The sequence below is a fragment of the gamma proteobacterium SS-5 genome (assembly GCA_009497875.2).
Lineage (GTDB): Bacteria > Pseudomonadota > Gammaproteobacteria > Chromatiales > Chromatiaceae > Magnetovirga > Magnetovirga frankeli.
In genome coordinates, this window is the sequence record CP032508.2 from 1733544 (window position 1) to 1755505 (window position 21962).

The 21962-nt window shown below is 61.4% G+C and carries 25 protein-coding genes and 2 pseudogenes; 15 read left to right on the forward strand and 12 right to left on the reverse strand.

Annotation, left to right across the window (positions count from 1 at the left end):
- The first annotated feature begins 16 nt into the window (after nt 1-16).
- The 4 genes from miaB (at nt 17) to lnt (ending at nt 4588) form a co-directional block, all read left to right on the forward strand.
- Complete coding sequence (miaB, locus tag D5125_13335) at nt 17-1342, forward strand: tRNA (N6-isopentenyl adenosine(37)-C2)-methylthiotransferase MiaB (GenBank protein ID QFY90384.1); 1326 nt, start codon at nt 17-19, stop codon at nt 1340-1342.
- Between the two features lie 164 nt (nt 1343-1506).
- Nucleotides 1507-2487, forward strand: coding sequence for a PhoH family protein (locus D5125_13340; GenBank protein QFY90385.1), 981 nt, complete (start codon nt 1507-1509; stop codon nt 2485-2487).
- Nucleotides 2477-2926, forward strand: a complete 450-nt coding sequence (gene ybeY / locus D5125_13345) for an rRNA maturation RNase YbeY (protein QFY90386.1) — start codon at nt 2477-2479, stop codon at nt 2924-2926. The genes D5125_13340 and ybeY overlap by 11 nt, the downstream gene beginning before the upstream one ends.
- Nucleotides 2927-3031: 105 nt before the next feature.
- Nucleotides 3032-4588, forward strand: a complete 1557-nt coding sequence (gene lnt, locus D5125_13350; GenBank protein QFY90387.1) for an apolipoprotein N-acyltransferase — start codon at nt 3032-3034, stop codon at nt 4586-4588.
- 77 nt (nt 4589-4665) lie between these two features.
- On the opposite strand, the gene D5125_13355 is transcribed toward lnt, so the two are convergent.
- The 3 genes from D5125_13355 to D5125_13365 form a co-directional block, all read right to left on the reverse strand.
- Nucleotides 4666-5562: an HDOD domain-containing protein gene (locus D5125_13355; protein QFY90388.1), complete on the reverse strand. Its 897-nt coding sequence runs from the start codon at nt 5560-5562 to the stop codon at nt 4666-4668.
- A 100-nt stretch (nt 5563-5662) separates the two neighbouring features.
- Nucleotides 5663-5881: a hypothetical protein gene (locus D5125_13360; GenBank protein QFY90389.1), complete on the reverse strand. Its 219-nt coding sequence runs from the start codon at nt 5879-5881 to the stop codon at nt 5663-5665.
- A gap of 69 nt (nt 5882-5950) precedes the next feature.
- Nucleotides 5951-6178 carry a hypothetical protein gene (locus tag D5125_13365; GenBank protein ID QFY90390.1) on the reverse strand — a complete coding sequence of 76 codons (228 nt, stop codon included), beginning with the start codon at nt 6176-6178 and terminating at the stop codon, nt 5951-5953.
- 104 nt (nt 6179-6282) lie between these two features.
- Between D5125_13365 and amrB the strand changes: the two genes are divergently transcribed.
- The 3 genes from amrB (at nt 6283) to D5125_13380 (ending at nt 8243) form a co-directional block, all read left to right on the forward strand.
- On the forward strand, nt 6283-7089 hold the full coding sequence (amrB, locus tag D5125_13370; GenBank protein ID QFY90391.1) for an AmmeMemoRadiSam system protein B: 807 nt from the start codon (nt 6283-6285) through the stop codon (nt 7087-7089).
- Nucleotides 7076-7666, forward strand: a complete 591-nt coding sequence (gene amrA, locus D5125_13375; GenBank protein ID QFY90392.1) for an AmmeMemoRadiSam system protein A — start codon at nt 7076-7078, stop codon at nt 7664-7666. The genes amrB and amrA overlap by 14 nt, the downstream gene beginning before the upstream one ends.
- A gap of 142 nt (nt 7667-7808) precedes the next feature.
- Nucleotides 7809-8243, forward strand: coding sequence for a DUF4124 domain-containing protein (locus tag D5125_13380; protein QFY90393.1), 435 nt, complete (start codon nt 7809-7811; stop codon nt 8241-8243).
- Here the strand turns inward: D5125_13380 and cysZ are convergent.
- The 3 genes from cysZ to cobA form a co-directional block, all read right to left on the reverse strand.
- On the reverse strand, nt 8225-8965 hold the full coding sequence (gene cysZ / locus D5125_13385) for a sulfate transporter CysZ (GenBank protein QFY90394.1): 741 nt from the start codon (nt 8963-8965) through the stop codon (nt 8225-8227). The two genes, D5125_13380 and cysZ, sit on opposite strands and share 19 nt — an antisense overlap.
- 79 nt (nt 8966-9044) lie before the next feature.
- A complete protein-coding gene (locus D5125_13390) occupies nt 9045-9854 on the reverse strand; it encodes an undecaprenyl-diphosphate phosphatase (protein QFY90395.1) in 810 nt (269 codons plus the stop codon).
- Between the two features lie 7 nt (nt 9855-9861).
- Nucleotides 9862-11313, reverse strand: a complete 1452-nt coding sequence (gene cobA, locus D5125_13395; protein ID QFY90396.1) for a uroporphyrinogen-III C-methyltransferase — start codon at nt 11311-11313, stop codon at nt 9862-9864.
- A gap of 138 nt (nt 11314-11451) precedes the next feature.
- Here cobA and D5125_13400 point away from each other — a divergent pair, with 138 nt between their 5' ends.
- The 3 genes from D5125_13400 to D5125_13410 all read left to right on the forward strand — a co-directional run bounded on the left by D5125_13400 (nt 11452) and on the right by D5125_13410 (nt 12739).
- Entirely contained in the window at nt 11452-11781 is a 330-nt protein-coding gene (locus D5125_13400; protein ID QFY90397.1) for a sulfurtransferase, read from the forward strand.
- 208 nt (nt 11782-11989) lie between these two features.
- Nucleotides 11990-12220 (forward strand): sulfurtransferase TusA family protein, encoded by a 231-nt coding sequence (locus tag D5125_13405; protein ID QFY90398.1) that lies wholly within the window; start codon nt 11990-11992, stop codon nt 12218-12220.
- 39 nt (nt 12221-12259) lie between these two features.
- Nucleotides 12260-12739, forward strand: a complete 480-nt coding sequence (locus D5125_13410) for a DsrE/DsrF/DrsH-like family protein (GenBank protein ID QFY90399.1) — start codon at nt 12260-12262, stop codon at nt 12737-12739.
- A gap of 501 nt (nt 12740-13240) precedes the next feature.
- Here D5125_13410 and D5125_13415 read toward each other — a convergent pair.
- A complete protein-coding gene (locus tag D5125_13415) occupies nt 13241-14785 on the reverse strand; it encodes a hypothetical protein (GenBank protein ID QFY90400.1) in 1545 nt (514 codons plus the stop codon).
- Nucleotides 14782-15711 (reverse strand): hypothetical protein, encoded by a 930-nt coding sequence (locus D5125_13420; GenBank protein QFY90401.1) that lies wholly within the window; start codon nt 15709-15711, stop codon nt 14782-14784. The genes D5125_13415 and D5125_13420 overlap by 4 nt, the downstream gene beginning before the upstream one ends.
- Before the next feature lie 236 nt (nt 15712-15947).
- On the opposite strand from D5125_13420, the gene D5125_13425 reads away from it, so the two are divergent.
- The 4 genes from D5125_13425 (at nt 15948) to D5125_13440 (ending at nt 18939) form a co-directional block, all read left to right on the forward strand.
- On the forward strand, nt 15948-16376 hold the full coding sequence (locus tag D5125_13425; protein QFY90402.1) for a rhodanese-like domain-containing protein: 429 nt from the start codon (nt 15948-15950) through the stop codon (nt 16374-16376).
- A gap of 283 nt (nt 16377-16659) precedes the next feature.
- Complete coding sequence (locus D5125_13430; GenBank protein QFY90403.1) at nt 16660-17511, forward strand: ATPase; 852 nt, start codon at nt 16660-16662, stop codon at nt 17509-17511.
- 2 nt (nt 17512-17513) lie between these two features.
- Nucleotides 17514-18572, forward strand: coding sequence for a homoserine O-succinyltransferase (locus tag D5125_13435; GenBank protein ID QFY90404.1), 1059 nt, complete (start codon nt 17514-17516; stop codon nt 18570-18572).
- A 1-nt stretch (nt 18573) separates the two neighbouring features.
- Nucleotides 18574-18939, forward strand: a complete 366-nt coding sequence (locus D5125_13440) for a hypothetical protein (protein ID QFY90405.1) — start codon at nt 18574-18576, stop codon at nt 18937-18939.
- Nucleotides 18940-19067: 128 nt separating this feature from the next.
- On the opposite strand, the gene D5125_13445 is transcribed toward D5125_13440, so the two are convergent.
- Nucleotides 19068-19673, reverse strand: coding sequence for a class I SAM-dependent methyltransferase (locus D5125_13445; protein ID QFY90406.1), 606 nt, complete (start codon nt 19671-19673; stop codon nt 19068-19070).
- Between the two features lie 17 nt (nt 19674-19690).
- Between D5125_13445 and D5125_13450 the strand changes: the two are divergent.
- Nucleotides 19691-20092: pseudogene (locus tag D5125_13450) on the forward strand (hypothetical protein).
- 474 nt (nt 20093-20566) lie between these two features.
- On the opposite strand, the gene D5125_17140 reads toward D5125_13450, so the two are convergent.
- The 3 genes and pseudogenes from D5125_17140 to D5125_13465 all read right to left on the reverse strand — a co-directional run bounded on the left by D5125_17140 (nt 20567) and on the right by D5125_13465 (nt 21830).
- Entirely contained in the window at nt 20567-21388 is an 822-nt protein-coding gene (locus D5125_17140; GenBank protein ID QPB72256.1) for a hypothetical protein, read from the reverse strand.
- Complete coding sequence (locus D5125_13460; GenBank protein QFY90408.1) at nt 21385-21579, reverse strand: hypothetical protein; 195 nt, start codon at nt 21577-21579, stop codon at nt 21385-21387. Before D5125_13460 ends, D5125_17140 begins: the two co-directional genes overlap by 4 nt.
- Nucleotides 21569-21830: pseudogene (locus D5125_13465) on the reverse strand (hypothetical protein). Before D5125_13465 ends, D5125_13460 begins: the two are co-directional and overlap by 11 nt.
- Nucleotides 21831-21962 lie beyond the last annotated feature (132 nt).

Below are 21962 nucleotides of genomic sequence, written 5' to 3' on the forward strand. Positions count from 1 at the left end.
CCTTGCTTAGCCACCCATGCCCACCCCAGCAAAACTCTTTATCAAGACCTTCGGCTGCCAGATGAACGAGTACGACTCGGCCAAGATGGTCGATCTGCTGCGCGTGCATCAGGGCCTGGAGTTGACCGATGTGGCCGAACAGGCCGAGGTGCTGTTGCTCAACACCTGCTCGGTGCGGGAGAAGGCGCAGGAGAAGGTGTTCTCCCAGCTGGGACGCTGGCGACCCTGGAAGCAGCGCAACCCGCGTCTGATCATCGGCGTGGGCGGCTGCGTGGCCAGCCAGGAGGGCGAGGCCATCCGTGCGCGTGCGCCCTTTGTCGATCTGGTGTTCGGTCCGCAGACCCTGCACCGCCTGCCGGAGATGATCGATGCCGTGCGCCGCGAGCAGCGGCCGGTGGTGGATGTCAGCTTCCCCGAGATCGAAAAGTTCGACTGTCTGCCGGAGCCCCGCGCCGATGGCCCCAGCGCCTTTGTCTCGGTGATGGAGGGTTGCTCCAAATACTGCACCTTCTGCGTCGTGCCCTATACCCGCGGCGAGGAGATTAGCCGTCCCTTTGATGATGTCATCGCCGAGTGCGCCCAGCTGGCCGAGCAGGGCGTGCGTGAGATCAACCTGCTGGGGCAGAACGTCAACGCCTACCGGGGCGGCATGGATGACGGGAGCAGCGCCGACCTGGCCCTGCTGATCCGCTATTGCGCCGCCATCGACGGCATTGAGCGCATCCGCTACACCACCTCCCATCCGCTGGAGTTCTCCGACAGCCTGATCGCCGTCTATGCCGAGGTGGAGCAGCTGGTCAGCCACCTGCATCTGCCGGTGCAGAGCGGATCGGATCGGATTCTGCGGCAGATGAAGCGTGGCCACACCGCTCTGGATTACAAGCAGAAGATACGCCGCCTGCGTGAGCTGCGGCCGGAGATGAGCCTGTCATCGGACTTCATCATCGGCTTTCCCGGCGAGACCGAGGAGGACTTTCAGCACACCCTGAACCTGATCGAGGAGATCGGCTTCGATCACTCCTTCAGCTTCATCTACAGCCGCCGCCCCGGCACCCCGGCTGCCGAGCTGCCCGATGACGTGCCCCTGGCGGTCAAGCAGGAACGCCTGGCGCGCCTGCAGCAGCTGATCAGCAGCAACGCTCAGCGCATCGGTCGGCAGATGGTAGGCACGCGCCAGCGGGTGCTGGTGGACCGGCACTCGGCCAAGGACCCGACCGAGCTGTCCGGCCGCACCGAGAACAACCGGCCGGTGAACTTCAGCGGCCCCGCCGAGCTGATGGGCCAGTTTGTCGAGTTGGAGATCACCGAGGCCTTCCCCAACTCCCTGCGGGGTGTGCTGTGAGCCTACAAAGAGCATTTAGCCACAGAGCCACAGAGCACACAGAGAAAAATCAATCTGTTGAGGATTGAATAGTGACTGCCTGTCAGGTGGGTGTGACTAATGCATCACTCATTGAAAGCACGCTGTGATCTCCGTGTCTCTGTGGCTTAATTGAGGAATTTAGATTGAATCAGCCGCTGAGCTTACAGATCGAACTTCAGCCCGAGGACAACCAGCGCCTGGCCAATCTCTGCGGCCCGCTGGACGAGCACCTGCGCCTGCTGGAGGTGCGCCTGGGGGTGGAGATCAATAACCGTGGCGGCCGGTTTCAGTTGATCGGCGAGGCGCCCCTGGTGCAGGCCGGGGCGCGGTTGATCGAGTCGCTCTACGCCCAGACCGAGCACAGTGCCCTGGATCGGGAGCGGTTGCACCTGGCCCTGGGCGAACTGGACCAGGAGCTGCCGACCCTGATGCACAAGCCCGAACGCCCCGAGGTGCTGATCAAGACCAAGCGCGGCCTGGTGCGGGCACGCGGGGCCAACCAGAAGGACTACCTGTATCGGGTGGTGAGCCACGACATCAACTTCGGCGTCGGCCCGGCGGGCACCGGCAAGACCTACCTGGCGGTGGCCTGCGCCATCGATGCACTGGAGCGGGATCAGGTGCGCCGCATCGTGCTGGTGCGCCCGGCGGTGGAGGCAGGCGAACGGCTGGGCTTTCTGCCCGGCGACCTGGCGCAGAAGATCGATCCCTATCTGCGACCGCTGTACGACGCCCTGTATGAAATGCTCGGCTTCGAGCGGGTGGCCAAGCTGATCGAGCGCAACGTCATCGAGGTGGCACCCCTGGCCTACATGCGCGGCCGCACCCTGAACGAATCCTTCATCATCCTGGACGAGGCGCAGAACACCACCCCGGAGCAGATGAAGATGTTCCTCACCCGCCTGGGCTTCAGCTCCACGGCGGTGATCACCGGCGACCTGTCCCAGACCGACCTGCCCAGGGGACAGAAATCCGGCCTGCGCCAGTCGATCGAAATCCTCAAGGACGTGGAAGGCATCAGCTTCACCTTCTTCAACGCCCGCGACGTGGTGCGCCACCCCCTGGTGCAGCGCGTAGTCCACGCCTATGACGAATTTGACCGGCAGCAGGGCCATGAGCATTGAGCTGGTAGTACAGCGCATCCATGACACCCCAGGCCAGCCGGACTTGGCCCGCCTGCAAGGCTGGCTGGATGTGGCCGGCCGGGGCATCGAGGAAGACCTGGAGCTGGTGGTGCGCATCGTCGATGAGGCCGAAAGCCAGCGGCTCAACCGCGACTACCGGGGCCAGGACAGGCCCACCAATGTGCTTTCCTTCCCCTTCGAGGGGCCGGCGCACCTGCCCGCCGAATCCCTCGGTGATCTGGTGATCTGCGCCCCCGTGGTGCAGCGCGAGGCCGCCGAGCAGGGCAAACCCCTGGCGGCCCACTGGGCGCACATGCTGGTTCACGGCATACTGCACCTGCGCGGCTACGACCACCAGGGCGATGCCGAGGCGGAAGAAATGGAGGCCCTGGAGCGACAGATCCTCGCCGAGTTGGGCTTTGCCGATCCCTATGTCTGACCCAGACCCAAAAAGCGCCCCTGAGGAAGGTTGCAGAATGAAGTTTGAAGGGTGAAAAAACGGTCCAAGCCCGACCTACAGCCTGAGCCGCCTCAACCCAGAATAATGAAATCTCTTCAGAACACTTCGGGACCGGGGCCTGGACTACTGGCAAGGCTTCCCGCCGGCCCCTGGTCCTATCCCCTGGCCTTTGCCGCCGGTGCCCTTGGCGTGCTGGGCTTTGCCCCCTTCGCCTGGTTTCCCCTGCTGGCGCTGGGGCAGGGCCTGCTGTTCTGGCTGCTGCTTGATGCCAGCCCGCGCCGGGGACTGGGCCTGGGCTATGCCTATGGCTTGGGCCTGATGGGCCTTGGCGTCAGCTGGCTGCGTATCAGCCTGGCCGAGTTTGCCTATGTGCCGCCTTGGCTGGCGGGCCTTTATACCCTGGGTTTTGTTCTCTGCATGGCCCTGTATTACGGCCTGGCGGGCTGGGCGATAGCGCGCCTGGGGCAGGGTCGCGGCCTGCGGGCACGTCTGCTGTTGCTGGCTCCATCGGTCTGGCTGTTGCTGGAATGGCTGCGTGGCTGGCTGTTTACCGGCTTCCCCTGGCTACAGACCGGCTACGCCTGGATCGACAGCCCCCTGGCGGGCTTCGCCCCCCTGTTCGGGGCGCAGGGCATGGGCCTGCTCGGCCTCTGGCTGGCTGCTGCCCTGGCCTGGCTGCTGATCGGGCCAAGACGCTTGCAGGCCCTGGGCCTGCTGGCGCTGATCCCCCTGGCGGGCCTGTTGCTGCAACAGGCCAGCTGGTCGCAGCCGCTGGGCGGCCCGTTTCGCGTCAGCCTGATCCAGGCCAACATCCCGCAGAGCCTGAAATGGAAGCCGGACCATCTGCGCGAGTCGGTCGCGGCGCACCTGGCACTGACCCGCCAGCACTGGGATAGCCAGCTGATCATCTGGCCGGAAACGGCAGTGCCGGCCATGGCCGGGCGGGTACAGACATCCCTGCTACAGCCGCTGGACCAGGAGGCCCGCGCCCGAGACCTGGAGCTGTTGATCGGCATCCCGCGCGAGAGACCGGGCTCGGCGCAGTATTTCAACAGCCTGCAGAACCTGGGGGGCACGGGGGCGCACTATGCCAAGCGGCATCTGGTGCCCTTTGGTGAATACGTGCCCCTGCCCGGTCTGCTGCAACCCCTGGTGGATGGCCTGGGGGTGGAGATGGTGGATTTTGTGCCGGGTGAGGGGCCGTCATGGCTGCCGGTGCTTGGCCGCTTGGCGGGGATCAGCATCTGTTACGAGGTGGTCTTCGCCAACCTGGTGCGCCAGGCCCTGCCACAGGCAGGCTTTCTGGTGAATGTCAGCAACGACGGCTGGTTTGGTGATTCCCTGGCCCCCTGGCAGCACCTGCAGATTGCCCGTATGCGCGCCCTGGAGACCGGCCGCTACCTGCTGCGCGCAACCAACACCGGTATCTCCGCCATCATCCGCCCCGACGGCAGCCTGCAGGCGCAATCCGGTTTGTTGCAGTCGGGCGTGGTCAGCGGCCAGGTGCAACCCCGGCAGGGTGCCACCCCCTATGTCCGCTGGGGGGATGGGCCAGCACTGGCCCTGGCAATCCTGGGGTTGCTGCTGAGTGCCCGTCTGCCGCCAATGCCGCCGCGGCAGAGGCACAGCAGGGGCAGATAAGCCCCCCTGTGGCGCGGGTTTGATTCGACCAGGCTGTATCTGCCATCGGTCATTGCGGCCTGAATTGGGGCTTGAGATCAGTCGTCCTGGTCCAGCAGCATTTCCTGCATATCGGCGATCAGGTCGTCCAGGTCCAGGTCGCTCAGCCCCAGGCTGCCCTGTACCTGTTCGCGTATGTGGGGCCATTCGCCATCGACCAGTTCGTTGATCAGGCCCTCCATATGTTCGGCCAGCTTGAGATTGGCCAGAAGGCTGTGATGGGGCTCGGGGGTTTGCTTGCTGTCGTCCAGGATCCAGTCCGCCCGGTGATGATCCAGGATGGCATGGCGTACGGTCTGCGGTAGGCCCCATTCCCGTGCCATCAGATAGCCTATTACCGGGTGACCTGTCTGGTAACGACGCTCTTCTTGTTGCACCAGTTGGGGGCCATTGCCCCGGCGGCTGCCCCACAGCTGCCGGTAGCCGGGCAGTTGGCGGATCATCAGGGGGATGGCGCTGTCGTGGAACAGGCCCAGCAGGTACATTTCATCGGCGTTGGCGTTGCCCAACTGCCGGGCCAGATAACTGCCCAGGCGGGCAATCTCACTGGAGCTGTCCCAGAACCGGTGCAGGCCGGGGTCATCCTCAAAGGTCTGCTTCAAGAGCAGGGCGGTGGTCAGGTTGAAGGTGCCCTTGAGTCCCATGAAGGTGACCGCATGGGGCGCGCTGAGCAGCTTGCTGCTGAGGCCAAAAACGGGGCTGTTGACGCACTTGAGCACGGCGGCGGTCAGGCCTACGTCCTGGCCGATCAGCTTGGCAATACGGCTAAGGCTCGGTTCTTCCTTGTATTTCTCTTCCTGAAGCGCCATCAGCAACTCGGGGCGCGGCGGGATTTTTACCCCACCTAAGAGGCGCTGTAGCTGGTCTTCATCCAGGTGGTCCAGGGCATTGGCATCAAGCTGCTTGAGATCAAGCGGGTCTGTGGACAGGCTCACGGGGTTATCTTTGTTAAATTAACGTGTTGCAGAGTGACCCTGCGCTGGTTTGCGTCCTGTTGGATGGCTGCTGTAAACCCAGAACGGCAGGGGAGGGGCCTCAGCCCTCGTCGATATAGCGCTCTTCCCTGGGGGTGCTGAGGAGTTTTTCCGCCTCGGCGTTATTGCGGGCGAAGATCATGCGGACCTGGATGGCGCTGTTCACGCCCAGTTCGGCGCGCTTGCCTCGGGCCAGTTCACGGGCCTGTTTGTAGCTGTCAAACTGTTGTAGCAGTTCAAGTTGTCTGGGTTCAGTGATCTGGTAAACAAAGTAGGGCATGCTGGGTCCTGTAGGGATTGAAACGCGGTTCCATCCAGATGGGGATGCCTGGGCCGATTACAAGCCGGGTCACTGGTTGATGTCGATGCGGCCGCCGTTGCGCAGCAGGGCGAGGCTGTGGCGGCGGTCTTGCAGGCGCTGCAGGAACTTGCCCTCGATGGCGCGCTCATAGGCGCAATCGCCGTTGTAGCCCATCTCTTCCAGGCGTTTCTGCAGGTAATTGATCTCCGACAGCAGGCTCTGCTCTTGCTGTAGCCTGAAGTCACGCTGGGCGCGGATCACCTCGTTTTTTCTCATTGCTGACATCCTCGAATCGGGTTCTGAATTTTGTTCTATGCTTATCTCAGTGGGGACAATTTACCCCCTGACTGTGAATAAATGATGAATCTGAGGTGAAACCCATGGATGCATTACCCCAACCCCGAATCCAGCAACCAGTGGTGGCCGGGCTGTTTTATCCCGCCCAGGCCGACCGGCTGCAACAGGATCTGGCCAGCTATCTGCGCCAGGCCCGGCTGCCCGCTACGGATGCCCCGCCCCGCGCCCTGATCGTGCCCCACGCCGGTTATCCCTATTCAGGCCCCGTGGCGGCCAGCGCCTATTGCCTGTTGCAGGCCCATGCCGACCGGTTTCAGCGGGTGCTGCTGCTGGGGCCGGCCCATCGGCTGGCCTTTGCCGGCCTGGCCCTGCCCAGCGCCGATGCCCTGCGCAGTCCGCTGGGGGACATGCCACTGGATCGGGAGCTGTGTCAGCGGCTGCTGGCCTTGCCCTTTGTGCAGACCCTGGATGCCGCTTTCGCCCAGGAGCATTGCCTGGAGGTACAGCTGCCTTTCCTGCAGACCCTGCTGGACGGGTTCCAGCTGGCACCCCTGCTCATTGGCCAGAGCCATTATGCCCAGGTGACCCAGGTGCTGCGCCTGGTGGCCGATGATCCGCACTGTCTCATCCTGATCAGCTCGGACCTGAGTCACTACCAGGGCTACAGCCAGGCCCAGCGCCAGGATCAGCACAGCAGCGAGCGCATCCTCGCCCTGGATGCCGAGGGCCTGGGGCCAGAGGATGCCTGCGGGCGTATTGGTATTGGCGGGTTGTTGGAGCTGGCCAGATCCCTGGGCTGGCGGCCGCAGCTGCTCGATCTGCGTAACTCCGGCGATACCGCCGGAGCGCGTGACCAGGTGGTGGGTTATGGTGCCTATGCCTTCTTCTGAAACCCTCTCAGAGCCGGACCAGCTCAGGCTGCTGCAACTGGCGCAAGACTCCATCCAGCACGGTCTGGAGCAGGGGTGTCCGCTGCGGCTGGAGCTGGCGCATTGGCCGCAATCTTTGCAGGAACCGGCGGCCTGCTTTGTCACCCTGGAGCTGGAGGGTCGGCTGCGCGGCTGTATCGGGCATTTGCAGGCGCTCCAGCCCCTGGCGCAGGATGTGGCGGACAACGCCTTTGCCGCCGCCTTTCAGGACCCCCGCTTTGGCCCCCTCAGGGCCGATGAACTGCCCCGGCTGGAGCTGCACATCTCGGTCCTCGGCGAGCCACGGCCCCTGAACTTTGATTCGGAGGCGGACCTGATCGCCCAGCTGCGCCCCGGCGAGGATGGCCTGATCCTGCAGGATGGCCCCCATCGCGGTACCTTCCTGCCCTCGGTATGGACGCAATTGCCCGAGCCTGAGCAGTTCTGGCGTCAACTCAAGCGCAAGGCGGGCCTGCCAGCGGACTACTGGTCGGCAAGCCTGCGCGTACAGCGCTACAGCAGCCTGGGGTTCGGCCGGGCGCTGACTGAGATCCAATAGCGGCCAGGTTTCAGTCATCAACTGGCCGCAGGCCGCTCTGGATGAAATCCAACAAAGTCGAGCTAGGTGCCTTGCGTGGTTGCGTGAGAAAATACCCGATCCAGGATAATCACCCGTCAATCAAGCCTACTGGAGCCACGCCATGCGTCTTTTTCCTTTGTTGCCCGTATTGTTGATGTTCCCCGCCCTGGCCTCCGCGGCCATGTACAAATACACCGATGATAAGGGCCGGGTGGTGTATTCGGAGCGGCCGCCGCCCAGTGGCGAGGCGCAGCTGATCAAGCCGCCACCGCCGCCGGCGAGTTCGCCACAACCGGCGGCCGGGGCAACGGCTCAGGCCCAGGGAGAGGATACGAACAGCGGGGTCGAGGATGACGAGGCGGCGCGGCGCCGGGCCGAATCCCGGCGGATCAAGACCGAAAACTGCGCCAAGGCACGCAAGATGTTGCAGATGTACAGCAATCCGCAAAACCGCCTGCTGAAACGGCCCGACGGCAGCTATGAGCGGGTGACCGACGAGCGCCGCCAGCAGGGTATAGACTCGGCCCGGCGCAGTATTCAGGAGTTCTGTGACTGAGCCGGTTGGATGCGCCCCACCCAGAGTGCCGTGGCCCCGGCCACGGCCGCTGGCATGGCAAGGAAATTGAGCCCAGGCACCATCATCAACAGGGTGATGCCAGAGCCAAAGCCCAGCGAGGCCAGGCGCTGGCGTTGCAGCCCCTTGCGTTGATCGGCAAAGCCGATGCCGTGATTGCCCATGGGGAAGTCCAGGTATTGCAGGGCCAGCATCCAGGCGTTGAACAGGAACCAGAGCACGGGTGCGGCCAGATTCAGTACAGGGATGACAAACAGCAACAGCAGAGGCAGGGCGCGCAGCAGAAAATAACCCAGCTTGCCCAGTTCGGTGACGAGCATGGGCAGCAGGGTCTTCCACAGGGCCGGTTGCGGCGGCAGCGGCTGGCCGGTGAGATACAGTTCCACCCGCTCCGCCAGCAGGGCGTTGAAGGGCGCGGCGATCAGGTTGGCCAGGCTGGTGAAGCTGTAGAACACCAGCAGCAAGGCGGTCAGGGCGAACAACGGCCAAAGCAGCCAGCGCAGAAAGCCATACCAGGCATCGGCCGGCAGGATCCACTCCATGAAGACAGCAAATTGATGCATCCCCAGCCAGATCAGCCCGCTGAACACCAGCAGATTGATCAAAAAGGGGACGATGACAAAGCGGCGCAGCTCGGGCCGAAGCACCAGTTTCAGCCCCTCAAGGGCGTAGCCAAAGCCGGAAATGCCGTGGGTTAGGGCCATAGTGAGATACCTGATTCGGGTTGTGGGTAGTGCTGGGTGAGGGAGGGCCGGGCTTGTCCCAACAGGTCGGCACCCACCCTCAGTGCGTCCCGCCCAGGATGAACAAAATCAACCCGGCGAGCAACAGGCGGTAGATGACGAAGGGCAGCATGCCGATGCGCTCGATGTGGCGCAGGAACAGCTGAATGCAGCCGTAGGCGGCGATGAAGCTGAGCAGTATGCCCCAGAGCAGGGCCTGCCAGTCGATGTAGTCGGCCTCGGTGATCAGCTCCAGGGTGACCAGGCCGCTGGACATGAGGATGGTGGGAATGGCCAGCAGGAAGGAGAAACGCGACGCGGCCTGGCGGGTCAGGCCCAGCAGCAGCCCGGCGGTCATGGTGATGCCCGAGCGCGAGGTGCCGGGGATCAGGGCCAGACACTGCATCAGGCCGATGATCAGGGCGTCCTTGAGGCGGATGTCGCTGGTCTGGCGCTGGCGCTTGCCCTGGCGGTCGGCCCACCAGAGCAGCAGGCCAAAGGCCAGGGTGGCGTAGGCGATCACCAGCGGCGAGCGCAGTTCGGTCTCCACCAGAGACTTCAACAGCAGCCCGGCAAGCATCACCGGCAGGGTGGCGAGGATGATCAGCCAGCCCATGCGGCTGTGCTCGGTCACCGGTCCCGTTGCGGGCAGGGAGGCGAACCAGTCGCGCAGGATCAGCAACACCTCCTGGCGAAAATAGAGCAACACAGCCCCCAGGGAGCCGAAGTGCACCGCCACGTCAAACGCCAGGCCCTGGTCGCCAAAGCCGAACAGCCGAGGCGCCAGAATCAGGTGGGCCGAGCTGGAGATGGGCAGGAACTCGGTCAGCCCCTGCACTAGGGCCAGCAGGATGATCTGCAGGCTGTCCACCGGCCGATCAGGCTTGGGCCTGGGCCTGGACCTGGGCCTGGTTCTGGAGCGGACTGGGCGAGTCCGTGCTGGACTTGGGGGCCTTATACCAGCTGAGTTTTTCCTGCAGTTCCACCACCTCGCCGACCATGATCAGGGTCGGCGGCTTGGGCTGCTCGCGTTCGACGATACTGGGCAGGCTGCTCAGGGTGCCGGTGAATACCCGCTGCATCGGGGTGGTACCCTGTTGCACCAGGGCTGCCGGGGTGTCGGGGGAGCGGCCATGTTCGATCAGCCGCTGTGCAATCAGCGCCAGCCCCTGCAGCCCCATGTAGAACACCACCGTCTGATGGGGCTGGGCCAGCTGGGGCCAGTTGAGATCGATGGAGCCGTCTTTCAGGTGGCCGGTAACAAAGGTCACCGACTGGGCGTAATCCCTATGGGTCAGGGGGATGCCGGCATAGGAGGCGCAACCGGCGGCGGCGGTGATGCCAGGCACCACCTGGAACGGGATGCCCTGCTGGGCCAGGGTGTCGATCTCCTCGCCGCCACGACCAAAGATAAAGGGGTCGCCGCCCTTGAGGCGCAGCACCCGCTTGCCCTGCTTGGCTAGGTCGGCCAGCAGTTGATTGATCTCCTCCTGGCGCATGGCGTGGTTATTGCGCTCCTTGCCGACGTAGATGCGCTCGGCATCCTTGCGCGTCATCTCCAGCACCGGCTTGGCCACCAGACGATCATAGACCACCACATCGGCCTTCTGCATCAGACGCAGGGCGCGGAAGGTGAGCAGGTCGGGATCACCCGGCCCGCCGCCCACCAGATAGACCTCGCCAATCGGACTGTCGGGATCATCCCGCTGCAGGGCCTGCTCCATCATCAGCTCCGCCTCGGCCAGGTGGCCGGAGAAGACCCGTTCGGCCACGCCGCCCTCCAGCACCTGCTCCCAGAAATTGCGCCGCTGCTTACCGCTGGCAAAGCGCGCCTTGACCCGATCCCGATAGCGGTTGGCCAGCTCCGCCAGACGGCCATAACCGGCCGGGATCAGGGACTCCAGCCGACTGCGAATCAGCCGCGCCAACACCGGCGAGGCGCCGCCGGTAGAGACAGCGGCAATCACCGGCGAGCGGTCGATGATGGAGGGCACGATAAAGCTGCACAGCTCGGGCTGATCCACCGCGTTCACCGGGATGCCCAGACGCTCGGCCTCCGCCACCACGGACTGATTGACCTGGGGGGCGTCGGTGGCGGCTATCACCAACGCCGCGCCGACCACATCGGCCTCGGTGAAGGGCCGGGATAGGTGCTCGATCTGACCGCCCTCGGCCAGCGCTCGCAACTCGGCATGGACGTCCGGGGCCACCAGACGCACCCGAGCACCCGCCCGCAACAGCAGGGCGACCTTGCGCGCCGCGACCTCACCGCCACCCACGACTAGGCAGGGTTTTTCTTTTATTTTTATGAAGATAGGTAGGAAGTCCATGATCAGGCCTGGGTTGAAGAATTAACTTGCCGACTTTACCACCCCCTTGGGCGGAGAAAAACCTCCTTGTCACCCAATTGAAAGTATAGTGATTTACTAATATACTCCGTCGATCTTGTTACTGATCGGGTAAAGCGCGTGCAGATTAAGGAAATTGATGTGGATGAGTTGCAGTCCCGTCTTGCTGGCGGTGAAGACATCCGCCTGCTGGATATCCGCAGCGATGCCGAACTGAATGTGGGCATGCTGCCCCAGGCCGAACACCTACCGATGCACCTGATCCCGCTGAAGATGCAGGAATTCCGGCAGGCCCCCCAGCGGCAGGTGGTGCTCTATTGCCGTAGCGGGGCGCGCTCCGCCCACGCCTGCGCCTATCTGATGCAGCAAGGCATAGACAACGTGATCAACCTGCGCGGCGGTATCATCGCCTGGGCCCAGCAGGGTCATGAAATCCGCCCTCGTGGCTAGCGCGGGTCTGTCCGCCGATTGAAATTTAACTTGCGTTGCAGCGGCTTTTTCAATATAAGTAGCGTCTAAATTTCCTCCGCCACCTGGGGGATATTGATACAGGGAAGTCACCGGCTCCTGGGTGCAGGGCGGCACAGCAATACGGTAAGTGGGGGGAAGCACCCCGATTGCCACATCCCAATAAGCAATCCAATAACTGGAGGTCAATATGGCTGACTATGATCAAGAACTCGATGCAAGCGGACTCAACTGCCCCCTGCCCATCCTGCGTGCGAAAAAGACCCTGGGTGCTATGGAGGCAGGCAAGGTACTGCACATCATCGCGACCGATCCCGGCTCAGTGAAGGACTTTGAGGCCTTTGCCAAGCAAACCGGCAATGAACTCATGGAATCCAAGGAAGAGGGTGGCAAGTTCCACTTCCTGATCAAAAAGGCGTAAGCCGATTTCACTCATTCACCCTGTACTGGAGGAGTAAAGATGGAACAGAAGAAACTGGCGATCATTGCCACCAAAGGTACCCTGGATTGGGCCTACCCCCCCTTCATTCTCGGTTCCACTGCCGCCGCGCTGGGCTACGATGTGGAAATCTTCTTCACCTTCTACGGCCTGCAATTGCTGAAAAAGGACCTGGACCTCAAGGTCAGCCCCCTGGGCAACCCCGGTATGCCCATGCCCATGGGTATGGACAAGTGGTTCCCGGTACTGGGCACCGCCCTGCCCGGAATGGAGGCCATGATGACCATGATGATGAAGCAGAAGATGGCCAGTAAGGGCGTGGCCAGCGTTGAAGAGCTGCGTGAACTGAGCCAGGAGGCGGAAGTCCGCTTCATTGCCTGCCAGATGACCGTGGACCTGTTCGATATGGACCACAACCAGTTCATCGATGGTATCGAGTACGCAGGCGCGGCCCGTTTCTTCGAGTTTGGCGGCGAGGCCGACATCTGCATGTATATGTAAGACCTCGGGAGTTGTCCCGGCATAAAAAACCGGCCGTCAGGCCGGTTTTTTTGTGTGCAACCCGTCGTCCCTGGCAGCTTCAAGACTCGGGACTCGGCAGGCCCCGTAGCCCGGATGGACTGTAACGGTCCCTATCGGCATCCTCGGCTTTGGCATCCTGCGTCGCCCTACCTCCTGCATCGGGCCTACAGGGATCTAGGTCATGCCAAACCGATGACTGGATCAGCTTGACCCACACCTAGCCCCAAAGAGCGGTAGGTGTGGGGCGGTGGCCATGCAGTCGCGCCTCACGGGACACCCGCACATCCTTGTGCAGCGGAATCCGGGGTTGCCGCTGGGCAGTGCTACCCCGGATTCCGTCCTTCGACAGGCCCTTCGGCAGACTCAGGACACCGCTCAGAACGGCGCTTCGCTAACCACATGAGAAGACCAATCTTACTCTGCGATAATCGGCGTAATCTGCGGTTTATAGGATGAAGGGCCTGGACATTAGCCCAGGCGCTATCGGTCAGATGCGGCGTCCGATTCTGATTCCGCTGCCGGGGACGATGGGGGGTCTGGGGGCGGGTCGCGGTAGTAGTAATCGTACTTGTGCATGGCGCTGGTAAAGCGCCAGGCCTCGCTGTGGCTCAGGCCACTGCCCTCGGGGAAGATGACCTTGATGTACAGGCTGTCGGGCATCTTCTGTTGCAGTTGCGCCAGCCGTGCCTCCAGGGCGCTGCGGGAAATGGCCCTGAAGCCGGACTGATCGGGTTCGCGCAGCTCGATATGACGGCGGCCGGCGCGCTTGAAGTAGCGTACCTCCACCACATGCTTGTTGCTGGCGGTACGGGCCGGTTTCACCAGCCGGTCGTACTTCACCTGCAGATCGCCCAGGTCGCCCTGCAGATCGGCCAGACGCTTGTCCGTGACCCGGATCTCTCGCCGCAGTTGGCTCAGTTCGTCTTCCTTTTCGCTGTTGCTCTGTCGGAGCCGCACCAGCTCCTCGCGCAGGGTGCGGTTGTCCTGATCCAGTCGGGTCAGGCGCTGATCCTGCTCGCTGCGGGTCTGAGTGGCCTGTTGCAACTGCTCGGCCTGCGTCTGATTGAGTTGGCTGAGGCGCTGCCTTTGCGCGTTCAGGTCGGCCAGATCGGCCTGCAGGCGCTCGCTGTGTTGCTCCAGCTCCTGCTGGCGTTGGCCCTGTTGACGCAGCTGTTCGGCCTGCTGCTGCTGTTGCCGTTCGGCCTCGGTCAGTTGCTGCTGTAGCTGGGCAAGCCGTGCCTGGGTGGCCTCGGCGCTGCGTTGAGATTGTTCCAGCTGACGCTGTTGCTCCTCGCTCCGTTGGCTCAGGCGCTGGCGTTGCGCCTGTTCGCTGCCGAGCTGTTCACGGGCCTGTTGCAGCTGCGCCTGGCTGAGTTGCAGTTGTGTCTGGGTCTGCTCCAGTTGGTTCTGTTCCTGCTGGAGTTGTTGCTGGGTTTGTTGCAGCTGGCTCTGGCTGAGTTGCAGTTGCGTCTGGGTTTGCTCCAGCTGGGCCTGATCTTGCTCCAGTTGGGCCTGGGTCTGGCGCAGGCTGGCCTGGCTCTGCTCCAGCCGTTGCTGGCTTTGTTGCAGTTGCGCCTGGATCTGCTGCAGCCGCTGTTGCTGTTCCTGCCCTCGGCGTTCCTGGCGCAGCTTGATTGCCTCCAGCAGGCCGATGCGCACACGGGCCTGGGTCAGCTTGCTTGCCTCTTGCTCGGCCTGGGTCTCCAGTTGCGCTACCTGATGCTGTAAACGGGCCTTTTCCGGGCGCAGCTGGCCCAGTTCCGTCTCGGCATTGCGCAGGCGTACCGCCAGGCTGTTCTTTTCCTTGCCCGAGGCCTGGGCCAGGGCGATGGCCTGGCGCTCGGCGGCCACGGTGGCGCGCAGCTGCTTGACCAGTTCCAGGTTGCGTACCAGCAGGACCACCATGGCGATGAGGAAGATCATCAGGATCACCGTCATGATGTCGGTGAAGGAAGGCCAGAAGCTCTCGCTGACCTGCCCTTCCTGGCGGCGAACGCGCAGGTCAATGAAGCCGTGATCGATCATTTATCTGACAACCGGAAGCCTTCGGTGAGGATGTGCTTGAGCGAGCGCATTTCCGCCAGCAGGCGCTCCGGCTGGCCGGACTGTTCCTCCGCCAGGGCCATCATCTTGGCCTCAAGCGCGCCCAGCCCTTCCTGCGAGTCTTCCATTTGATCCACCAGGCCCTGCAGGGAGCGGATCAGGCCGGTGAACTCGTAGAGCACGTTTTCCGTCTTCACCTGATATCTGGGCATCAGGTAGTGGCTGGTGACCTGTTCAATGCCGCTGATCAGGTTGGTCTGCACGTCGCTCAGCTTCATGTTGAAGTAGCCGAAGAAGACATAGCAGACGATGGCGGTGATGGTGGTGGACAGGGCGGTGGACATGCCGTGGATGATGATGCCCATGCCACCCACATCGACGCTGTTCTCCAGCATGTCGGAAGCACCCAGCAGGGACAGGGATAGGGCCACTATGGTACCGAATACGCCGGTGAGGATGAGGATGTTGTTGATGTAGCGCGGGGTGCTGTAGCGGCTGCTCTCGGCGGCCACCAGGGTGGATGCCAGGGCGCTGTGATTGATCGGCGCGCGGGCCTCGAACAGGCGGACGATGAGGCGGTAGCGGTGGCCGATGAGGCTGCCCTGCGCCACCTCATGCAGGGGGGCTTCGCTGTTTTCACCCTCGATGTTGTCGGTGAAACGGCACAGCGCCCGTTCCTCCCGCGCATAGTGAAACAAGGCCAGCATGATGTTCAGCAGGCCGAGCAGAAACAGGGCGGCAATGACACCATTGATGATGTAACCGACGTTGGTCAGTTGGTTCTGGAAATAGACGCTGTCAATGAAACCGCGGTTCCAGTAAAGCAGCCCGACGGCGACGAGCGAGAAGGCCAGCAGACGCAGCAGGATCTTACGGCTGAAATGGCGCTGGATCAGCAAGCTGTCCATAGTGGTTCCCCAGGGTGGCGAGCAGGAAGAAACAGGGTTTATTGCCTATTCCCCCTCTCCCACAAGGGACGAGGGAATTAACGGCCTGAGCAGCTACCTTTATGCCGATGATTTTGGTGGCAGCCGCCCTAGTATCTCAGCAATCCTGTGGAAAATAAACCGGGGCAAGCGAGTCTGGGCTCCCGGCTGGGTTATCATGGGCAGATGTCGGCCAATCCATTTGAAGAACCCAGACCATGAACAAAAACACACTGCACAGCATAGACCCCAAGGCCGCCTGGGAGCTGCTTCGGCAGAATCCTCGCGCCCTCTTGGTGGATATTCGCTCCTCCATGGAGTTTCTGTTTGTCGGCCACCCGGTGGGGGCGGTGCATATCGCCTGGATCGATGAGCCGGATTGGGATGTCAACCCCAACTTCGTGGCCGAGATCCGCCAGCTCTTGCTCGGTGGCGTATCGGCCGGCCTAGCCGAGGGGCCGGCACCCGTGATCCTTATCTGCCGCAGCGGTAATCGCTCGAAAGACGCCGGTGAGCTGCTGGTAGAGCAGGGCGTGTCTGAGGTGTACCACATCGACGAGGGCTTTGAGGGCGAACTCAACGACTGCCACCAGCGCAGCGCCCTCAACGGCTGGCGCTTTCACGGCCTGCCCTGGGAGCAGTGCTAGGAGCCTGTCGGGTTTGGGTGCCCGTAGCGAGCAAGGAGGGGGAGCGAGAACAAATTTTCACGATTTTGAGGCGCTGAGTTGGCCTACGCAACGAAAAATCGGGGCCGATGTTTAAAACAATTCTGAGCCGTTCTTCCCACCGGCGCAGTAGGAGCATCCTAAACCCGACAGGCTCCTAGACCCCATGGCGTAAAACCCTGGCCGAGCGGAGCCGAAGCCGACTGCCAGGCGGCATGGGTTTTGGTAGCATAGCCAAAGCCAGTTACCCCAAAGAGAGAGTCCCGTGAAACTCAGCGTTCAGCAATTCCGCGATTGGCCGCACAAATCCATCACCCTGCTCGGCATGTCCGGGGTGGGCAAGACCTACCTTTCGACCCTGCTGCGGCGGCACGATTGGTTCCACTATTCGGGTGACTACCGCATCGGCACCCGTTATCTGGATGAGCAGATTCTCGATCTGATCAAGCAGCAGGCGATGCAGGCGCCCTTCCTGCGCGAACTGCTGCGTAACGACTGGATCTATATCCGCAACAACATCAAGGTGGATAACCTCGGCCCGGTGCTGTCCTTCGTCGGCAAGCTGGGCAACCCAGAGCTGGGCGGCGTGCCGCTGGAGGAGTTCGTCCGCCGTCAGGCGGAGTACCGCAAGGGCGAAATCGCCGCCATGCGCGACGTGCCCGAGTTCATCCGCAAGGCGCGCGAGATCTACGGCTACAACCATTTCATCAACGACGTCGGCGGCTCCCTGTGCGAGCTGGACGAGCCGGGCATAGTCGAGCTGCTGGCGGAGCACAGCCTGATCCTCTACATCCAGGCGACCAACGCTGAGGAAGAGGACATGCTCATCCGCCGCGCCCAGAGCGACCCCAAGCCGCTCTATTATCGGCCCGAGTTCCTCCAGGAGCAGCTGGTGATCTACCTGGCGGAGAAGGGCCTGAGCTACGCCGCCGAGATCGAGCCGGACGATTTCACCCGCTGGGTGTTCCCGCGCCTGTTCCGCAGCCGCATCCCGCGCTATCAGGCCATAGCCCAGCCCCACGGCTACACCGTCACATCGGCGGAGGTGGCCCAGGTGCGCGATGAAACGGACTTTCTCGCCCTGTTGGAAACGGCCATCGCCCGCACGGAGGCCTGAGCATGCCGATCATCGCCCACAACGGCCTGCCCAGCTACGCCCGCCTGCGCGAGGAGGGCATGATTGTCCTGCCCAAGGAAAAGGCCGACCAGCAGTACATCCGCGAGCTGCACATCGGCCTGCTCAACATGATGCCGGACGCCGCTCTGGCCGCCACCGAGCGCCAGTTCTTCCGCCTGGTGGGGGAGAGCAATCCCATCGCCCAGTTCTACCTGCACCCCTTCAGCCTGGATGCCCTGCCGCGCAGCGACAAGGCCCAGGCGCACATCGATCATTATTACGAGCGCTTCGCCGACCTGCGCCAGCAGGGCCTGGATGCCCTGATCATCACCGGCGCCAATGTCGCCGGGCCAAATCTGGCGGATCAGCCCTTCTGGCGGCCGCTGATCGAGGTGATCGACTGGGCCGCCGAGCATGTCACATCCACCCTCTGCTCCTGCCTGGCCACCCATGCGGTGCTGGAGTTTCGCTACGGCCAGAGGCGCGTACCCCAGCAGGAGAAGACCTGGGGCGTGTTTCCGCATCAGGTCCTGGACCGGCACCATCCCCTGGTCAACGACGTCAACACCCGCTTCGACGTGCCCCATTCGCGCTGGAACCAGGTCTCGCGAAGGCAGTTCGAGACGGCCGGGTTGCATGTCCTGGTGGAGAGCGAACAGGCCGGGGTACACCTGGCCACCAGCGAGGATGGCTTTCGCTTCGTCTTCTTCCAGGGTCACCCGGAATACGACACGGTGTCTCTGCTCAAGGAATACAAGCGCGAGCTGGGCCTCTGGCAGGCGGGCAAGCGTGACAAACCGGGCTTTCCCGCCAACTATCTCGGCCGGCGCGAGCAGGCCATCCTCAATGAATTTGCCGGGCGTCTGCAGCAGGGCGATACCAAGAGCCTGGCCGACTTTCCCGAAGACCTGGTGGCAGGCCAGATCGACAACACCTGGCACGACACCGCCGAGGGCCTGGTGGGCAACTGGATGGGTCTGGTCTATCAGCTCACCAACCGCGAGCGCCAGCTGCCTTTCATGGACGGCATAGACCCGGCCAATCCCCTGGGGTTGTATTGAGATGGAGTTCTACGCCAAAAGCCCAGCGCCCCTCTGTGCCGAGCAGCTGCAACAACTGAGCATCAGCCAGCTGCCTAAGGCCTGCAACCTCATCGATCGGGTGCTGGACGATCAGGGCGAGTGGGGCGAAATCTACTGCCTCTGGGGCCAGTTTATCGTGCACCGGGAAGTCATCCGCGACGGCCTGCGTTTCACCCTGCCCAAATGCCCCAACGCCCTGCAATGGACACTCACCGCCGAAGCGGACGGCAGCCTGATCCACTGCACCATCAACCGCGCCGAGCACGACGCGGAGTTTATCGAGACCATCGAGCTGTTCGTAGAGGCCTGGCAGCAAGGGTTGAGGGATTGGCATGGGGCGCTGTAAGGGACCAACCTGGGCAGGCAGTACGAGCTGATCCCGGCGAAAGCAGCACCATGGGTGCGGCTGAACCGGCCCGAAGGCCTGCGCCTGCTGCCGGTTGCCAATCCCCTTCTGTCAGGATAGATGCAAGATCAACGCAACAGCCGCACACAACCCCGTTCGCTGCTGAATTCCTGCCGCTGCAGACCGGGAAACTCCTCCAACCACAGACGCACGATCTCCTGTTCATCGGGGCGGGCGGCATCGTCGAGAAAGAGGGTCGCCTGTTGGGCAAGGTACGACCAAAGCAAGGGCAGGGCAGGGTAACGGGACAGGGGTTGCAGAAAACCCGGTGGCCCATCGATCACCAGCATGTCTATGGGTTGCCGGGGCAAGGCGCTGATGTCGTACCACTCATAGCCCTTGTTGTGAATATCTACCGGTAGAAGGGGCGCATGGATTACCCGGGCCTGCTCGGTCAGTCCCTGGGCCCGCAGTTGCCCATGGGTACTGGCAGCAAACTCGGCCCCATTCTCCAGACTGACCACCTGGCCGCAGCCATTGAGCCTGCACGCCGCTGCCAGCATCAGGGTACTGATGCCGCTGCTGCATTCGACTATATGTTGAGGCCTGTGCGTCAGACAATGCTCGACGATCAAGTGCAAGAAATCCGCCGCAGCGGACCAAATGGGGTCGTACGCCACGGGCATCTCCAGCCGAAGCCGTTGGCACAGAGAAGATAGGGTCGCTTCAGTCATCCAGGTCCTGTTGTGGGATTGTGGTCAGGCCATTGGGCTTACTGTCGCAGTGCCGCCTGATTCGACAGGGCAGCCAGCGTGCCCTGCGTCTGGTGGACAGGGTGCATGTGCAGGCCTGCTGTGAAATCGGCCATCACCTGGTCGAGTTTGAACAACAGGGCGAGGCACGCGCCGCCTATGGCAAAAAGCTACTGCCTCGCCTGGCCGAAGGCTTGACGCAGGGGTACGGCAAGGGCTTCGATGCCTCCAATTTGCGCTATATGCGCTTGTTCTATCAGGCCTTCCCGATTCGTGACCCAGTGCGTCACGAATTGAGTTGAGCCCATTACCGCGTACTACTGCTGGAGTTTCTCGGCTTGCCTGGGGCGGGCAACTTGCTGGAATCCACCCTGGAACAAGCCTTGATGGGCGAATTGTAAGGCTTTCTGCTGGAACTGGGCAAAGGTTTTGCCTTCGTCTTGCGGCCTTATCATTAGGTATATTTATGGCGTAACTACTCCCCCACTCTCATCTCTAAGGACAGAGCATCTAATTCCCCCCTTTGCAAAGGGGGGTAGGGGGGGATTTCTTCAGCCAGAATCCCCCTCAATCCCCCTTTTGCAAAGGGGGAGGTCAATTCTCTACCCATTAAACCCCCTTTGGTTAGGTGCTTATCGGCTGATCGTTGCCACGGTTTCAGATGAGGATATAGCCAGAATCAAAGAAAGTGCCGGGGGCAAGGCTAGCATCATCAATGGCATGCACGCCGAAGAGCAGGTGAGCGTCAACGCTATCCCGGCCATGGCGGCGGCATACCTGGCTGATAAGCTGGGTCTAGCCTAACGACCAAGCTCACCGGAAATTTTGGAGCGCAGCGGAATAATTGTCCGAGTGCAGCGCCTTCGTTAGCTGGACTATTTAAGGATTACCGTATCAGTCCATTTTTGCATATCGAACATGGCACGAATGCTAGGAATTAAAATTTCAAGTTGATTAACTGGCTCCAAATTTAAGCTGTGGAGAGTTGATCCAATAAAATAAAAATCTGGTTCGCAGGTTCCATCGTTCGGCTTGAATAATAAATTAGTTTTTACCGTTTTCCCATTAATTCTAAGCTCCGCTTCTTTTCTAAAAGAGTTAACAGGCAGAGCGGACCCTCGCACTGCAAAAAGAAAAGCACTATAATAATCGGAAAAAAGAAAACTCGTTACGATTGATAAGGCTTCTCCCTGATAGTTTAACCTGACTGGCCGGTTTCGAGGTATGACCACTCGACAATAGTAATCAATATCTGATTCATCAGCCAGCCGCTGCCGAGATTTTTCTTCACGCAAATTCGCTTCTAGGGCTACCCTTGCACTATTGACTGCATTTTGGATTAAGATGATATTTGAATCCTTGGAGTTGAAATCCTGAGTTTGAATCCAGCCCTTTTTATTTGCCCTCAGTCGTAAGAATTCAGGCCCTTTGAAGTTTATAACGTATCGTCCTTCAATGTTCGTCACGATGGGCTCTGAACAAAAGACTTTGTCCCACACCAACTGTCCGTCAGACCACCCCCATCCCGAGTAGCAAGCTGTAACAGCGACACCATTCAATGCAACATTTGATTCGTCTACGACTTTGCCTGTGATGGTTTGATATTCATGCGTACATGCGAGCAAAGCTGTCAGGCACAAGAACACAAATAAAAATTTGATCGCTGTGGAGTGGTTAATGAGCCTAATATCTGTCATTTAAAGTCAGTTTTCCAGCTAACGACAAATTGAGCGGCGAGCGAAGCGAGTCCGCTGCAATGCCGAGTTAGGTGCAGGAAGTTCCGATGGCGCGGGAATGAAGGGATGACCGCCTGCAGGTCATAACCAAACATGGCGGCATGGGCATCACGAATGGCTCGCACCTCATCAATGATTTCGTCATTCAACATTTTCTTCTCCAAGAAGTTCTTCCGGTGAATGGCAGAAACAAACCAAGCTGCTCCAGGTACTCGGCAATGCCTCTTCGCATTTCTGGATTTGCAATATATCGGCAGTTCCATGTCAGCAGATAATCCACACCATTGACCGTGGCTACCGCAATGTGCAGTGCATCCTCCGCAGCCTTGGACGGAACAATTCCGCGTTCCACCAACGATTCAGCGAGTTGAAGTGCCGGCTCGGTGATTATTAGCAGAGGCACATCATTCAATATCGCCAAACGTCTTTTGGCTGCATCAGGATCGCCAGCGCCACACTCCCGTAGCACCGACTCTGACACCAATAGTTCGTATGGGAGCATTACCTAATTGTTCTAGGAGCCTGTCGGGTTTAG

Excerpts from the sequence above, each read along its gene's own strand:
- miaB (QFY90384.1), top strand. The coding sequence starts at position 17 with ATGCCCACCCCAGCAAAACTCTTTATCAAGACCTTCGGCTGCCAGATG.
- ybeY (QFY90386.1), top strand. The coding sequence starts at position 2,477 with ATGAGCATTGAGCTGGTAGTACAGCGCATCCATGACACCCCAGGCCAG.
- lnt (QFY90387.1), top strand. The coding sequence starts at position 3,032 with ATGAAATCTCTTCAGAACACTTCGGGACCGGGGCCTGGACTACTGGCA.
- D5125_13360 (QFY90389.1), bottom strand. The coding sequence starts at position 5,881 with ATGCCCTACTTTGTTTACCAGATCACTGAACCCAGACAACTTGAACTG.
- D5125_13365 (QFY90390.1), bottom strand. The coding sequence starts at position 6,178 with ATGAGAAAAAACGAGGTGATCCGCGCCCAGCGTGACTTCAGGCTACAG.
- amrB (QFY90391.1), top strand. The coding sequence starts at position 6,283 with ATGGATGCATTACCCCAACCCCGAATCCAGCAACCAGTGGTGGCCGGG.
- amrA (QFY90392.1), top strand. The coding sequence starts at position 7,076 with ATGCCTTCTTCTGAAACCCTCTCAGAGCCGGACCAGCTCAGGCTGCTG.
- D5125_13380 (QFY90393.1), top strand. The coding sequence starts at position 7,809 with ATGCGTCTTTTTCCTTTGTTGCCCGTATTGTTGATGTTCCCCGCCCTG.
- cysZ (QFY90394.1), bottom strand. The coding sequence starts at position 8,965 with ATGGCCCTAACCCACGGCATTTCCGGCTTTGGCTACGCCCTTGAGGGG.
- cobA (QFY90396.1), bottom strand. The coding sequence starts at position 11,313 with ATGGACTTCCTACCTATCTTCATAAAAATAAAAGAAAAACCCTGCCTA.
- D5125_13405 (QFY90398.1), top strand. The coding sequence starts at position 11,990 with ATGGCTGACTATGATCAAGAACTCGATGCAAGCGGACTCAACTGCCCC.
- D5125_13410 (QFY90399.1), top strand. The coding sequence starts at position 12,260 with ATGGAACAGAAGAAACTGGCGATCATTGCCACCAAAGGTACCCTGGAT.
- D5125_13415 (QFY90400.1), bottom strand. The coding sequence starts at position 14,785 with ATGATCGATCACGGCTTCATTGACCTGCGCGTTCGCCGCCAGGAAGGG.
- D5125_13420 (QFY90401.1), bottom strand. The coding sequence starts at position 15,711 with ATGGACAGCTTGCTGATCCAGCGCCATTTCAGCCGTAAGATCCTGCTG.
- D5125_13425 (QFY90402.1), top strand. The coding sequence starts at position 15,948 with ATGAACAAAAACACACTGCACAGCATAGACCCCAAGGCCGCCTGGGAG.
- D5125_13435 (QFY90404.1), top strand. The coding sequence starts at position 17,514 with ATGCCGATCATCGCCCACAACGGCCTGCCCAGCTACGCCCGCCTGCGC.
- D5125_13440 (QFY90405.1), top strand. The coding sequence starts at position 18,574 with ATGGAGTTCTACGCCAAAAGCCCAGCGCCCCTCTGTGCCGAGCAGCTG.
- D5125_13445 (QFY90406.1), bottom strand. The coding sequence starts at position 19,673 with ATGACTGAAGCGACCCTATCTTCTCTGTGCCAACGGCTTCGGCTGGAG.
- D5125_17140 (QPB72256.1), bottom strand. The coding sequence starts at position 21,388 with ATGACAGATATTAGGCTCATTAACCACTCCACAGCGATCAAATTTTTA.
- D5125_13460 (QFY90408.1), bottom strand. The coding sequence starts at position 21,579 with ATGTTGAATGACGAAATCATTGATGAGGTGCGAGCCATTCGTGATGCC.